The organism is Pseudoalteromonas sp. Of7M-16 (genome assembly GCF_022347805.1).
Classification (GTDB): Bacteria; Pseudomonadota; Gammaproteobacteria; order Enterobacterales; family Alteromonadaceae; genus Pseudoalteromonas; species Pseudoalteromonas luteoviolacea_F.
Genome location: NZ_JAKRFY010000020.1, coordinates 13,650 through 28,061 on the forward strand (window position 1 = coordinate 13,650; position 14,412 = coordinate 28,061).

At 40.8% G+C, this 14,412-nt stretch carries 10 protein-coding genes; 4 read left to right on the forward strand and 6 right to left on the reverse strand.

Annotated features, from left to right (window positions below):
• Positions 1 to 65: 65 nt before the first annotated feature.
• The gene (locus MHN81_RS18955; protein WP_239426423.1) at positions 66 to 2,639 is read right to left on the reverse strand and encodes a TonB-dependent receptor; all 2,574 of its coding nucleotides are present in this window, start codon (positions 2,637 to 2,639) and stop codon (positions 66 to 68) included.
• Positions 2,640 to 2,788: 149 nt separating this feature from the next.
• Here MHN81_RS18955 and MHN81_RS18960 point away from each other — a divergent pair, with 149 nt between their 5' ends.
• A complete protein-coding gene (locus MHN81_RS18960; protein WP_023398791.1) occupies positions 2,789 to 3,313 on the forward strand; it encodes a YaeQ family protein in 525 nt (174 codons plus the stop codon).
• Here MHN81_RS18960 and yfaE read toward each other — a convergent pair.
• The 5 genes from yfaE to MHN81_RS18985 form a co-directional block, all read right to left on the reverse strand.
• Entirely contained in the window at positions 3,305 to 3,577 is a 273-nt protein-coding gene (gene yfaE, locus MHN81_RS18965; RefSeq protein WP_023398790.1) for a class I ribonucleotide reductase maintenance protein YfaE, read from the reverse strand. The two genes, MHN81_RS18960 and yfaE, sit on opposite strands and share 9 nt — an antisense overlap.
• Positions 3,577 to 4,707: a class Ia ribonucleoside-diphosphate reductase subunit beta gene (nrdB, locus tag MHN81_RS18970; protein ID WP_023398789.1), complete on the reverse strand. Its 1,131-nt coding sequence runs from the start codon at positions 4,705 to 4,707 to the stop codon at positions 3,577 to 3,579. The genes yfaE and nrdB overlap by 1 nt, the downstream gene beginning before the upstream one ends.
• Positions 4,708 to 5,339: 632 nt before the next feature.
• Positions 5,340 to 7,316: a hypothetical protein gene (locus MHN81_RS18975; RefSeq protein WP_023398788.1), complete on the reverse strand. Its 1,977-nt coding sequence runs from the start codon at positions 7,314 to 7,316 to the stop codon at positions 5,340 to 5,342.
• A 182-nt stretch (positions 7,317 to 7,498) separates the two neighbouring features.
• Positions 7,499 to 7,966 carry a nuclear transport factor 2 family protein gene (locus MHN81_RS18980; RefSeq protein WP_023398787.1) on the reverse strand — a complete coding sequence of 156 codons (468 nt, stop codon included), beginning with the start codon at positions 7,964 to 7,966 and terminating at the stop codon, positions 7,499 to 7,501.
• Between the two features lie 41 nt (positions 7,967 to 8,007).
• Entirely contained in the window at positions 8,008 to 8,205 is a 198-nt protein-coding gene (locus MHN81_RS18985; protein ID WP_023398786.1) for a hypothetical protein, read from the reverse strand.
• 228 nt (positions 8,206 to 8,433) lie between these two features.
• Between MHN81_RS18985 and MHN81_RS18990 the strand changes: the two genes are divergently transcribed.
• From MHN81_RS18990 to MHN81_RS19000, 3 genes are all read left to right on the forward strand, one after another.
• Positions 8,434 to 10,014 carry a sensor domain-containing diguanylate cyclase gene (locus tag MHN81_RS18990; RefSeq protein WP_239426424.1) on the forward strand — a complete coding sequence of 527 codons (1,581 nt, stop codon included), beginning with the start codon at positions 8,434 to 8,436 and terminating at the stop codon, positions 10,012 to 10,014.
• Between the two features lie 121 nt (positions 10,015 to 10,135).
• Positions 10,136 to 11,542 (forward strand): TIGR00366 family protein, encoded by a 1,407-nt coding sequence (locus MHN81_RS18995; RefSeq protein WP_023398784.1) that lies wholly within the window; start codon positions 10,136 to 10,138, stop codon positions 11,540 to 11,542.
• A 273-nt stretch (positions 11,543 to 11,815) separates the two neighbouring features.
• Entirely contained in the window at positions 11,816 to 14,380 is a 2,565-nt protein-coding gene (locus MHN81_RS19000) for a GGDEF domain-containing phosphodiesterase (RefSeq protein WP_023398783.1), read from the forward strand.
• The last annotated feature ends 32 nt before the right edge of the window (positions 14,381 to 14,412 follow it).

The window sequence follows — 14,412 nt, forward strand, 5'->3', positions numbered from 1 at the left end:
GCTTATAAATAAAAATGCTGCCACGAAGGACAGCATTTTGGGTCTCTATAAAAGAAAGGAACTGGTTAGAAGTAAGCTCTAATACCAAGCTTCACATTGCGCCCAGGCAGAGGCGCTTGTTCTTTGATGAAAGAGCTATGTACGAAGCCCAGCTCATCAGTAAGGTTTTCTAAATTCAAGTAACCTACCATATCGACACCTTGTACATCGAAATCGTAGCTCATGCTTGCATCAACTAATGTATAACCTTTAGTAACGGTTTCGTATGATGCAATTTCATCTTGTTCTAGGTAGCGTGTGATAGTCATATCAGCTGAGAAAGGGCCTCTCTCATAGGCATAACTCACACCGAGTTTATTACTTGGAATACGTGGTAAGTTTTGTCCGTTGTCTAATTCAGCACGTAGATGATCACCAAATACCTTAACGCGGTTTAATTCGTTGATTTGATAGTGTACGTCAAACTCTAAACCGTATAGTTTTGCATCTTGGCTAACAAACTGATAAACATCGCGCGCGCCTTCGTGCTCGTGGTCGGCTACTTCTAGTCCGTGTTCTGATGTGAAGAAGTAGTCAGTTTTTTCTTGGTAGTAGAAATCTGCAATGTCGTTGTAGAAGAAGTTTACCGTGTAACCAAAATCTCCAACAAAACGACGGAAGCTAATGTCTAAGTTAGTCGCAGTTTCTTTTTCGATATCAGTAGGTTCAAAGTGAATTTCAGTACCTTCGATATGGTAACCTAGACCTAACTCATATGTGCTAGTCGCGATGTGCAAACCATTAGACAGCAACTCAGCTGTAAGAGGTGCACGCTCAGAACGTGACAAACTAACCGCAACATTGTGACCCGGTGCATAGGTATATACACCACCCACAGAAGCACTGACATTGGTCATATCTAATGTGTAGTCAGTAATTTGAGTTGTTTTGACTAATTCCTCTTCGTGACCATGGTCGTGGCCGTGCTCGTCTTCTTCATGACCGTGCTCATCATGATCATCATCGTGACCAATGTGCGTTTCAGTGATCTGACTGCTTAACTCATAGTTTTCAACACGTGCACCTAACTCGAGCGTAAAGTCGCCAAACTCACGCTCTTCTAATACGTAGAATGCGTGTGTTGTGGTGCTAGTTGCTGGAGTAAATGCTTCCGCGCCTTGTGCTTCATAGTCGCTATCAGAGTAGTGATAGCCAAAGATACCATGCCACTGGCCGATACGGTGCTCGAAGTTAGTTCTTAGCTCTGTAGTTTCATTTTTGAATACAGTGCCAACTGCGCCAGCTTCAATTTCTGCATGTTCGTAATCTGTGTATCCAGCACGAATTTGAATCGATTCTAACCAGTTATTGTGAAGTGAATAGTTGAATAGTGCCTGCCAACGGTCTTGTTTAACGCGTGCAAACACGTTGTGATTTTCTTCTTCATGGCCGTGTGCATCTTCATCACCATGGTCATCGTGACCATCTTCATCATGTCCGTGTTCGTCATGGCCATGTTCTTCATCGTGATCGTGCTCATCGCCGTGATCATGATCGTGGTCATGCCCGTGATCGTGACTGTGAGCTGGAATGCCATAGTCTGTTTCGATGCTGCCGTAAGAAAAACCAACAGTCATATGATCTGACACATAGCTAGTGCCAATGTTGAATACTTCAGAATCAATGAATGTATTGTCTACTTTTTCCGCATACTCAGCGGCGTGCTCTTCACCTTCATGCTCGTCATGACCGTGTTCTTCGCCTTCTTCGTGACCATGTTCATCTTCATGATGCTCATCATGATCGCCTGGCAGTTTAAAGTTTGGCGTATCGTAATCGCCACCTTTGCGTTTTACACCGTCAAAGTGGAAGTTGAAACCGTCATGACCTGCTTCAAATAACGCAGCAACCGTGTTGGTATTTGAATTAGTGTCATGGCTGTAATCGACAGCACCATTTGGTGTTTCAACGATATCTGTTGGAATACGGTTATCAACAACGTTAACAACACCGCCAATTGCGCCTGAGCCGTAGAGTAGGGTTGCTGGACCACGTAGAACTTCGATTTGCTCAGCACTTAGGGCGTCGTTTGTGTTTGCGTGATCAGGACCAATGCGTGACGCATCGCTGCTGTCTAATCCATTTTGTGTGATTTTCACACGAGGGCCATCCAAGCCACGAATGATAGGGCTTGATGATACTGGACCAAAGTAACTCGCATTAATGCCCGGAAGGTCTTTTAGTGTTTCGCCAAGTGTTGGCTTTGCAGAATTCTTTAGCTTATCACCGCTGATAACGGTAACCGGAGAGGCCATCTCCATATTGCTTTTGTGAAGCGCTGATGCGTACACAACAATACTTTCAATAGAACTAGGTGTAAGCGTTACTGTAACGAAAGGAGAGTTTGGATTAACGCTCAAACGTTCATCGATAAAATTGTTTTTAGAAACATGAAGCTCAGAAGCAGCATCCACCGAAATGGTGAAGTTGCCATTTTCATCTGTTTTGATAGTTTGAGACTTACCGTGCAGATGGACGCTTGCATTGCTGACAGGGAGATTGTTTTTATCGACGACTTTACCGCTTAACTCACCAGCATGCGCTGATGTTGACAGCATAATTGCGCTGACACTCAGAGAAATCAAAGATTGCTTAAACATTATACTTCTTTTCTATATGTGATTGTGAACGTGTAATAATATAACACTGCAAAAAGCATAAAACAATGATGTTATACTATAACTTTATATTTGAATTATGGTTGGCTGTTCCTATATTTAAAATAATATGGTGTTTATAAGACGGCGATATGACAGGGCCATTTGTCTTTAAAGTAAGGTTGAAGATTGCTGATTTGTTCCACCAAGCAAATCATCTAGAGTCTTTTACGACGGCATTACAAAAAACCGAGACCTTGCAGCACTTCGTGCTCAAGTTAATAGGCTATTGTGCATTGTCGTATAAAGATGAAGTGCGCTGGCTTAACAGCCGGGAGAAACATCATCCAGACGTGTGGCATGAACTGGAAAGCGGCGAGATCGAAAATGCATTATTTGTCGAGCTGCCAGACCTCAGTGCGCTACAAAAGTACACCAAACTGTATTCGAAAACGATAATTTTTAATGTAGAGAATACAGAATGGTTTCAAGATATTGAGCCCCATCTTGTCGCATTTAATAACGTTAAAATATTTGCTATTAAAGCACGCTTCGTTGATGAGCTAGTTGATGCCTTAACCGGCAGCTTGCATTGGGATGTCATTATTGAAAATGGCGCCATTAGTATTAGTAACGGCGACGAGTATTTTCAAAGTGATGTCGTGAGATTACGTTAATTTGATAACAATATCAGTTAGTGGCTTAGAGCAGCACAAAAGTACTTCACCATCTCTTACAAATGCCAATGGTTCTTGATTATAGGCGACCTGACCTTCGAGTAGTTTAGCGCGACAGGCACCACAATAACCTTCGCGGCATTGGTAGGGGACTTCAATATTGCTTTTTTCTAACGTACAAAGTAGCGAAGGTGACTGAGCCGCAAAATTAAGCGGCTCATCATGGTCTTCTATTGAAATTTTTAACTGTGGTCTTTCTTCCATTACAGGTCGAAATCACCAAAATCAGAAGCACTGACCTCAGAATCAATCTGACCTACAAGGTATGAGCTGATCTCTGCTTCTTGTGGTGCAACTTGTACGTTGTCTGATACCAACCAAGCATTGATCCAAGGGATAGGATTACTCTTACTTTCAAACTGAGCTGGTAAACCTACCGCAGTCATTCGAACATTTGTGATGTATTCAACATATTGACACAAAATATCTTTATTGAGACCGATCATTGAACCGTCTTTGAATAGGTATTCTGCCCATTCTTTTTCTTGCTCTGCAGCTTCCACAAACATCTTAATTGCTTCTTGCTCACACTGAGCTGCAACGATCGACATTTCAGGGTCATCTTTGCCTTCTTGCATGATGTTCAGCATGTGTTGTGTACCAGAAAGGTGAAGAGCTTCATCGCGAGCAATTAGCTTGATGATTTTAGCGTTGCCTTCCATCAACTCTCGCTCAGCAAAAGCGAACGAACATGCAAAGCTTACATAGAATCTGATCGCTTCGAGAATGTTTACAGACATAATGCAAAGGTACAGTAACTTTTTCAGTTCGAACAAGTTAATGTGCACTGTTTCACCATTGATCTGGTGTTTACCTTCACCGTACATATTGTAAATTGAGACTTTCTCGATCAGTTCATCATAGTATTTTGTAACAGAATCAGCGCGCTCGCTGATTTTGTCGTTTTCAACGATGTCGTCGAAAATGAGCTCTGGCTGCTTCGTTACATTTCTAATGATGTGCGTATATGAGCGACTATGGATCGTCTCACTAAACGCCCATGTTTCAATCCAAGTTTCTAATTCTGGGATTGAGACTATTGGTAATAATGCAACATTAGGAGAGCGGCCTTGAACACTGTCTAGCAGTGTTTGATATTTTAGGTTGCTCAAAAAGATGTGCTTTTCGTGTTCAGGCAGTGCCTGAAAGTCTAATCTATCTTTACTTACATCGACTTCTTCTGGACGCCAAAAGAAAGAGAGTTGCTTCTCGATTAGCTTCTCAAAAATCGGATATTTCTGCTGATCATAGCGAGATACATTAACAGATTGGCCAAAGAACATTGGCTCTTTTAGTTGGTCATTATGTTTTCTGTTAAACGTAGAATACGACATAAATAATACTCGACACCAAAAAATATGGCGGCAGCTAAAATTAGCTAGAACCGCGGAAAAGTTTACAATTTATCATGACCTGAAGTGGTGTGAATCGGTCAAAGCGATGATTTTGATATTGCACCCAAATCAGCTCCTTACCACTTCATGTCATTAAACCCAGAGCGTGTTTTTCAATATACGAATGTATCACAGAAATAGATTTTTCACCGCAAATATATTTCAGACAATTGACGCTTATGTATCTTGACAAAAGAGCATTGATAAGTGTAACAATGTATCGCTATTAGCCAGAAGTCGTTAATTTACTCTTTAATTACAGCGGGTTACTTTTTTCTTTTTGCCATCTTATGACATTTTGTAGCTAGGAAAAATTATAATTCAAATTGAAAAAAAGTGTGGTTTTGCATACACCCCAGTGAGATGTGGATATGAAGCTCAAAATTTCAATTTCACCAAAAAGTCTGTACAAAAATCAAGTTGCTTAACACACGGGCTCTTTACTGCAATAGAGGCAAAATTGCATTTATATGTGCTTAGTTCTGCGACTTTCCTATGTAATAGTTTTTTAATGAAGCGAGAAGGTGCAAAAAGGCACTGAGGCCTTTTTGCAATACGTGTAGATAGACTAGCTAATTAGCGCCAGTTCCGGAAACTACCGTGGTAATTACGTCGATATTCTCACCGTTATTTCTGTGTTGGATCATCTTAATAGATTGTTGATCTTCATTTAGGAATAACATAATAACTGGCCCGTCATCGTCACTTCCGTAGTTAATTTGAATCCTTGGTTCATTTTCTATCGATTTTCTATCAAAAATTTCGACAATCATCGAAGGAGCAAAGCTAACGCCTGAATCAAAGTCAATCGTACCATCTGATTCAATAATCACCGTATTGCGGCTGTGGCCCTCACCAGTTACAGCATAAGTATTTGCGAATACAGTCACTAGCTCAAGGTTAGGGATGTTGCCGTCAGTCGCTTTCTCTGTAAACTGACCTAATAAGGTATTACTTTCCAAAGCACTTAAATTTATTTCGTGGAACTTACCATTAAGCACAGAGACCTTATATTTAAATCCTCGTTCCTCATCTTCATAAACATACTCTTCATCGACTTTTTCAAACTCATTGATTGTGATTTCAGAGCCATTATTTGCTTCTGGATCAGGGTCGATAAATAGCGCACCAGAACCTGAGAAGGTAAACTGCACAACTTGCCCATCACTATACGATGAACCGCTTGTACTCATAGTGAAGGTCAGGGTAAAGGATTTGCTCTTAAGGGCTTCGGGTAATGTGTCACTGGTATCGTTATCAGAGTCGTCGCTATCACCTGAATATCCAGGCATCCAAGTGTAAGTTAGATCTGATGTTGACGTCACACCTTGTGTTGAGATGGTGTATTGCACACTGACCACGACTTTGGTTTCATCTGCGCTGACAAGTTTGAAAGAGAAATCTGAAACAGTAATTCCTTGGGATTCAATTTGGGATTTAATTTGCTTTTCAATGTCAGCTAAATCTTCAGGGTTGGGGGCTGGGATATTTTCAAGTTTAATTTCAGGTATATCCACTGAAATTCCCGCAGTGGTAGAAGTACCTGTGATGGTTAACGTTGGTGTTGTGTCATCATTATCTTGATCATCGTCATCATCTCCACCACCTGGTAGTAATCCGCCAGGTATGAAATCAAAGTTTAAATCGTCCAGATTAAGGTCTTTAAGAATGTCATCTAGACCTTCTAGTGTTTTCTTTATCTCATCTAGTGAAAATATACCGGCAATATCTGCGGATAGGGCGGATACTCCAAAGCTATTTGCATAAGAGGTAATTTGGCTAGACAAATCCGCAACAAATGTATCGGCATTGTAGATTGGGTTTTCAAATGCTTTATCGCCAACTTTTCCGTCTAGCACATTGTCTAAAAAGTCTGCTTTTAGGCTGTTGAGAATAGCAATAGCAGGATTGTCTTGGCTCTCACCTAATTTGGCAAGTCCAGCTAGTGTCGCAGCGTAAATCCCAGCTTGGTCGTTGTTAATAGTGCCCGCGGCATTTTCCGAGACCAATTGTGGTACTTGTAAAATATTGTCTAATGCCGGCGCGAGCGCTTTTTTGATCTGTTCATTAACAGCATTAACTGAATCGGCATCACTTACGTTGGCTGAAATAATCGAGTTCGCAGCAATTTCAGTTAATGTGGTTACGCCAACTTGATCTTGTAGTGTCGCCATAACAGCACGTAATGTAGTCGATGCAGGAAGTGCCATGAACTGGCCTTTTGACTCATCAAAATACTCAGATTCTGATGTTGGTTTCACTTCAACAATGAATGGCCCTGTGGTGCCGTTTGGCACTGTTATTGTTGCGCTTCCAGATTCGCCGGTTGAGCCTGTTGCACCTTCTACCGCTTGCTTATTTGTAAGTGTAAGTAGCTGCACATCCGCATTTTTTATTAAACCTAATGAGGGTGTAACGGTGACCTTAGTACTTTGATCGGTTGGGGGCGGAGTGGTAACTGGATCGTCATCGTCATTATTTAAACAGCCAGAAAGTGACATCAGGGCCAAACCCAAGCACAATCCTTGGAGTGGTTTATACATGTTCATAGCATTGCCTACAAGGTTATTCAAAACAGTTTTGCTATTGCATCTAACAACCTGCTAAATCCTTGTAATATACTTTCACAACCACTGTTTGCTCCCAGCCAATGTTGACTGCGCGATCCAATAGCTTAATAGAATGTAGCCTAAAATTGCTATTTTAGAAGTAATGTGAAAAAAACATGTCTCTAAAGAATGTCTACACGGTCAACCAGCACTTCACGGTGTTTAAATTTACAAGTAGAGCCACTCACCTCTAATGTATCTAGATAGCGCCCTGCAAGTACTTTAGTTTCGCTGTCACTCGATTTTTCTTTCAAATATAAAATGAAATTTGAGGATGCGCTTAGTCTCTGATCTGCACCAGTAAATACACGGCTGCTGGTAAGTAAATGGATCGATTTGTTTTTGGCTCTAGCTGAGTCGAAGCGCTGTGCTAATTCTTCGTGGCCCGAAAGCGATACATTCAATGCTTTAACATTGAATGTTGCATCTTGAGTAAACAAATCTGTGTACTGCTTGGTCGTTCCTTTGTCTCTGATCTCGGTGTATTGATAGAGTGTTTGTTCGCAAAGTTGTTGCGTTTTTAAATCTAATGACGGAGCTAAAGAGCAGCCTGTCAATAAAATTAGCGGCAAAGCGATAAGTTGTTTCATTAGATAGTCCTTGTTGTTCTACTGTGGCTTCCTGATCGCCCTTATTTGGAAGTATGTTTACTTTTTTTCTTAATGGCGACAAAGCTAGAAGCCAGTGCGTACACAACATACACCAATACCAAAGAATTGCCGAGCACCAATACGTCTTTATCTTCTGCAAACAACCACAAAAAGGCGAGCGCAATTGCGGCAAGCGTGATGCGTGTTACTAAAGGGTTCGTTTTACTCTTTTTAGACATCAAAGGTCCCAAAACCGAAAATGAAGGCTCATTATAAAGTTAAAATATGGCATTAACCAGAATTTGACTCAGTTTTGCATTCCAAGCCTTGCCAGAGGACTAGAATGCAGTGGTTCAGGTTATTTTCTCTTGAATTGAACTATTTAGGGGCTTCTTGACTTAGGTTAAATTTTTACCTCTACGGCAGATCTAAAATATAGCAATTGCAGGGAAAACATATAACTTTATATGGATAAAGCAAATTTATCGAAAATACTAAAACGCCTTTTTAGAATTGATTTAAAAAAATTAATATTGGCATTAGCGGCTTGTGGTGTTGTTTTAACCTCCATTAATACCTTGGTTGCTAGTTACCATGTTCACAGAAAAGTGTTCATTCAAGATACATTGCATGCAAATAGGGTCTATGCGACGAAACTTGCTGATGTTACCGAACTATTCTTACAATCAGTTAATAGTCAGCTTAATGTCAGCTCTTATCATATAGCAGGACACATTCAAGAAGGGACAAAAGTAAATAAAGAGTTGAAACGTCTATTGTCACAAACAAATAGTTTTGATTCGTTGGCGGTTGTTGATGCGACAGGCAAGATAGTTGCTGTCGAGCCGAGCTTACCAATCATTGGCAAACGTATATCAACACCCCAGCTAAATCAGGTTAGCCATCAAAAGCCCGTGGTATTAGAACCGTTTGTCTCTCCTGCAGGCAACTTAATGATCAGCCCAACATATCCGCTTTTTTCTAATCAAGGAAAGTATTTAGGTTTTGTCGCTGGTGGTATTTATCTTCATGGTGAAACCATACTGAACACGCTACTAGGTAAACATCACTACACGGATGACTCATACTCCTATGTAATAGATAATAATAAGAAAATACTTTACCACCCAAATTCAGAACGGATTGGTGAAAAAATACTAAATAACATTGCCATTGATCTTGTCTTGAGTGGTCAAGCCGGCTCCACGGAACTAGTCAATAGCGTTGGCAAACCAATGTTGGCAGGTTATGCATCTATACCTATGACTGGCTGGGGCGTTGTGAGTCAAAGACCTCTCAATTCCATACTGGAACAACTGGCGCTAACATATAAATCTGTGGTGTATTCCAGCATCCCATTTACATTGGTTATTTTAGGCTTAATCCTGAGCGCTGGGATTTTGATAGCAAAGCCTCTGGCATTGTTGGCCAAACAACTAGCGGCCTTAGACAAGCCGAACTTTCCAGCGACGAATGTAAGTGCTTGGTATTATGAGGTTGCCAATCTCAAATATGCGTTATTGCAAAGCAATCGAGCGGTTAGGCAGGTAATTAAATCGTTGGATATGGATAGAAAAACAGATCAACTTACCTCTTTACATAACCGCTTGTCGTTAGAGTTCTGGTTAGAGTCAAGTATACATTCAGAAGTTGGTTTTTCTGTTTTAGCAATCGACATAGATCACTTTAAGATGATTAACGACCACTATGGGCATCGTACTGGTGACAAAGTATTAAAAGAGCTCGCTATGCTAATGCGGCAAAACGCCAGAGCGAATGATTTTTGTTGTCGCGTCGGTGGCGAAGAGTTTTTAATCTTTATGCCTGGTCAAACCCTTACTGAAGCTATGCGAACGGCAGAGCGTTTGCGAAAGCTAGTATCTAAACACCCTATGCCAGCAGGCATCAATATCACAGTGTCAATCGGAGTCTCTCAATGGTGCAATAATGCCATGCGGATAGACGCCGCCATTGAGATGGCGGATAAAGCGCTGTACGAAGCAAAACGGACCGGAAGAAACAAAAGTTGTTGCTTCGAAGCGGCTTAAGCATATTTTTTGTGCATAAAAACGCATATCGTTTACAAACTTTTAGCTTAGACAATGATCTTTGTCTTAAATGTGGGTAATATGCGCGCCAAATTATAATATTATTGATTTGGAGCAGTAAATGGGACAAACTTTGAAAGTACCACACACACTCGTGCTGTTGCTCGGCATGATGGTGGTGGCCTTGTTAGCCACATGGGTGGTGCCTCAGGGCTTTTTTGAGACTAGCGTTACCGAAAGCGGCAGACAAATGGTGGTCGCGGGTACATATCAACTTGTTGAGCAAAAAGAGTTTCTTACTCCGTGGGATCTCCTCACTGCCATTCCTAAAGCGTTCGCTCAAGCCCAAGATGTTATTTTCTTCGTATTAATTGTAGGTGGTGTACTGAGTATCGCTCGTGCAACAGGTACAGTTGATGCGTTGATCGGTCGTCTACTTGAAAAACACGGCACTAAGCCACAGCGCTTGATCTTTATGGTTGTGTTCTGTTTTGCTTTAGCGTCTAGCACGATAGGCACGGCTGGCGAATATATCCCATTTGTACTGATATTAGTTGCCCTTTGTAAAGCGATGAAACTGGATGCCATGACGGCAGTTGGTATGATCGTAGCAGGCTACGGTATTGGTTACGGTGTATCTGCATTCAACCCATTTACGGTGTTAATTGCACAACAAATAGCTGATATTCCAGTTTACTCAGGTATTGAACTTAGGTTGGCAATATTTGTGCCCTTCGTGCTGATCGGTTTCCATCATGTTTGGAGCTATGCTAAAAAAGTCTCAAATGACCCTAGTCAGTCCATGATGATTGGTGTGCCGTGTCCACTTGAAGGGCAGGCAAAACCTAACTATCCAAAGTTGAATAAGCGCCATCAAACTGTTTTGTTTAGCTTTATCGTCACGCTGTGTATTGCGGTTTGGGGTATTGCTACAAAAGGTTGGTATTTATATGAGCTAGGCGGTTTGTTTGTTGCTTGGGGTGTTGTAATCGCAATTATCGGCAAACTATCAGCAGATGAAACGGCTGAGCGTTTTATTGATGGTGTTTCAGAACTAGTAACAACAGCTGTATTAATCGGTGTAGCGCGTGGTATTGCACTGATTTTAGAAGACGGGCAGATTCTGCATACATTGGTATATAGCCTTTCTTCACCATTATCTCATGTTGCTGCAGAGATTTCTGCTGTAGGCATGTTAGTGATCCAAACATTCCTAAATACCTTTATTCCATCAGGCTCTGGCCAAGCATACGTGACTATGCCATTAATGGTTCCGGTTGGGGACTTGGTTGGTGTGCCACGACAGGTAGCAGTATTGGCGTACCAGTTTGGTGATGGTTTCTCTAATATGATTATCCCAACTAATGCAGTATTAATGGGCATATTAGGGATGGCAGGTGTGCCTTATACCCATTGGTTTAGATTCTGTTTACCTCTGATTGGTAAGCTATTATTAGCGGCATCAATTGTTTTGGTCCTTGCAGTTAGCTTTGGTTATGGGTTAGATGTTCAGCCAATTATTGAATAAATTAGACTTTTAGTTACAAAAAGCCGTCTTTATAAGACGGCTTTTTTGTTTTTTTAAATGGCATTTTTATTTCAGACATAATATTGTCTGTATCTATAAGTGGTAGAGCTGGAATAAAAGTGTTGAGATATTGTTGATTATATATTTCTGATTCTTGTTATTGATATTTTATTGATCTATCTTCATATTCTTAAATGGTGATTAATTATCATTGCTAGTTGAATTCATTCCGGTTCATATTAATAACTATAATTATTACAAGATTGTTAAACGATGACGCTATCATTCAGTACTTTTTATAATTTGCCAAGCAGCGAAGCTCGTTACGAATTGGCATTAAACTTGATTTACGAGAAGTTTCAGCCTGCTCATTGTTTAATAGGTAAATTCATTGACTCAGATACGCGAGTAAAAACAGTGGCTTACTCGGTCAATGGAGAAAAGTCCAATTACATCATATATGATTTAGAAGGGACGCCTTGTAAAGACGCTAAAGACAGCCAAAGTGTTTGTTCTATTAGTTGTAATTTACAACAGATGTATGCTGAAGACGAAATATTAAAGATATTCGATATAGATGGTTACCTAGGCGTGACTTTGCGCGCGTTAGATCACACTCCAATCGGTATTATGGTGTGTCTTTTCGACGAAAAAATAGAGATATCTAGTGACGATAAACATTGGTTTAGAGAACTAAGTTTGCTGGTGGGCGCAGAGCTGAATCACAATTTAGAGCTAAGCGCACAGGAAATTCTCGTTAAGCAGCTGGCCAAAGGCGAGCGCATTGCAAGGTTAAGCTCTTGGTCTTGGAATATCAGCAGAAACATACATAGTTTTAGCCAAGAAATGCAAACCTTGATAAACCTGCCTGATCAGGACATTGGGTTTGAACTATTTTGCGACAGCTTAAAAGAGAAAGACCAGAAATCACTTCGTGTTTTAATGCAAAAAATCCGCAATGGGCAAATAAATCACATCGATATAAACGTCTCTCACAGTGACAGAAGCCAATTTAAAGGACTATTTCGAGTAATCGGGCATGTTGAGCGCTCTGATGAGCAAGAGGATGAACGTATTTTCTGTGCGTCTGTGCAAGATATTTCGTATATCTATGCGTTGAACAAGCAATTAGAGCTCACCAATGTTGTATTTGAACATGCTACTGAGGCCATCATGATAACCGATCATAAAAATCGAGTTGTGATGGTGAATAGAGCATTTGAACGGTTGACTGGCTACTCAGATACTGAACTACTTGGCAGAAACCCGTCAGTGCTTTCTTCGGGAAAACACAGTGCTGAATTTTACGACAAAATGTGGACAAAGCTATGTAAAGAAGGCACTTGGAAAGGCGAAATTTACAACCGAAGAAAGAACGGTCAAATCTTCCCTGAAGAGTTGACTCTTAATATAGTAAGAGATGAAGAAGGCGATATCGTCAACTATGTAGCTATTTTTCGCGATATCACGGATTGGAAAAGAAATGAAGCGCAGCTGACTTTTTACGCCAACCATGAACCATTGACCGCCCTTATTAACCGTCGATGTTTTATGGATATTTTGGAAACCAGAATCTCTCAATCTCGAAGCACACTACAGCCTTGTTCATTACTATTTATCGGCCTCGATCATTTTAAAGAAGTCAATGACATTTATGGCCCTGAAATAGGCGATAAAGTACTTATATCGGTCGCAAAGCGGCTTAAAAATGGGCTGAGAAGGGCCGATACCATTTCGCGCTACGGTGGGGATGAGTTTGCAATTTTATTAGATGCAACAAACCAACAAAGTGCTCATGATATTGCCTCAAAACTATGCGATAAACTTAAACAGCCCTATGTATTTAATGAACTCACAATTGAGCTGACGGCCAGTGTGGGAGTTGCCCAGCTGGATTGCCAGTCACGAGTTACTGCGGCTAAATTTATCCGTAACGCAGCGCATGCATTGGAAAGTGCTAAAAAGACTAACAGAGGGTCGGTTGCGCTACACAATCAAGCAATTCAAAATGCGTATCTCAACAAAATCGCACTGCGGGACAAACTAAGGCATGCCATCAAATATGAGTTGCTAAGCGTCTATTATCAGCCAATCGTCGATCAATCGAGTGGTAGAATTGTTAAGTTTGAAGCGTTGGTGCGCTGGTTTGATGAAGAGCAGGGCATGATATCCCCTGGTGCTTTTATTCCCATCGCTGAAGAGTTTGGCTTAATACAACAGATTGGCCAGTTTGTATTAGAACGTGCTTGTATGGATTTAAAAAAGGTGCAATCAGTCGGGTATACTGATATCAGTATTTCTGTAAACAGATCAGTCAATGAGTTTAAGGTCAGTAACAACCAATTTGACCTGATCTCAGAAGCGATTGAAAAATACGATATTCCATATAGCAGCATCACCGTTGAAGTAACAGAGTCTATGGCGACAAACCACTACACATGGCAACTGTTGAGGGATTTAAGGGGGAAAGGTGTCAAAATTGCACTGGATGATTTCTGTACCGGTTATTCTTCATTAAGTCACTTGATAGAAAACCAAGTTGATTACTTAAAAATAGACAAGTCTTTTGTCGACAGCTTGCTGCAAGATAAAAGTAAGCAAATAATGATTTCATGCTTAGTTGAAATGGCAAAACAGCTTGGCATAAAAGTGATTGCGGAAGGTGTCGAGTCAGAGACCCAGCTAAACGTATTAAATGATCTCGGTTGTGACCACATCCAAGGATACTACTACAGTCCAGCTAGGCCTGTAGGAGCTTGTATTCAATTGCTTGAAGAGTTCAACAGTCAAAACAAAGCTGAATATGAATTATCTGCGGTGAAGGAAGGCAGAGTATAGTTAGGAAAAAGCCACCTAGAAGGTGGCTTTTT

Excerpts from the sequence above, each read along its gene's own strand:
- MHN81_RS18995 (WP_023398784.1), top strand. The coding sequence starts at position 10,136 with ATGGGACAAACTTTGAAAGTACCACACACACTCGTGCTGTTGCTCGGC.
- MHN81_RS18960 (WP_023398791.1), top strand. The coding sequence starts at position 2,789 with ATGACAGGGCCATTTGTCTTTAAAGTAAGGTTGAAGATTGCTGATTTG.
- MHN81_RS18980 (WP_023398787.1), bottom strand. The coding sequence starts at position 7,966 with ATGAAACAACTTATCGCTTTGCCGCTAATTTTATTGACAGGCTGCTCT.
- MHN81_RS18955 (WP_239426423.1), bottom strand. The coding sequence starts at position 2,639 with ATGTTTAAGCAATCTTTGATTTCTCTGAGTGTCAGCGCAATTATGCTG.
- yfaE (WP_023398790.1), bottom strand. The coding sequence starts at position 3,577 with ATGGAAGAAAGACCACAGTTAAAAATTTCAATAGAAGACCATGATGAG.
- MHN81_RS19000 (WP_023398783.1), top strand. The coding sequence starts at position 11,816 with ATGACGCTATCATTCAGTACTTTTTATAATTTGCCAAGCAGCGAAGCT.
- nrdB (WP_023398789.1), bottom strand. The coding sequence starts at position 4,707 with ATGTCGTATTCTACGTTTAACAGAAAACATAATGACCAACTAAAAGAG.
- MHN81_RS18985 (WP_023398786.1), bottom strand. The coding sequence starts at position 8,205 with ATGTCTAAAAAGAGTAAAACGAACCCTTTAGTAACACGCATCACGCTT.
- MHN81_RS18975 (WP_023398788.1), bottom strand. The coding sequence starts at position 7,316 with ATGAACATGTATAAACCACTCCAAGGATTGTGCTTGGGTTTGGCCCTG.
- MHN81_RS18990 (WP_239426424.1), top strand. The coding sequence starts at position 8,434 with ATGGATAAAGCAAATTTATCGAAAATACTAAAACGCCTTTTTAGAATT.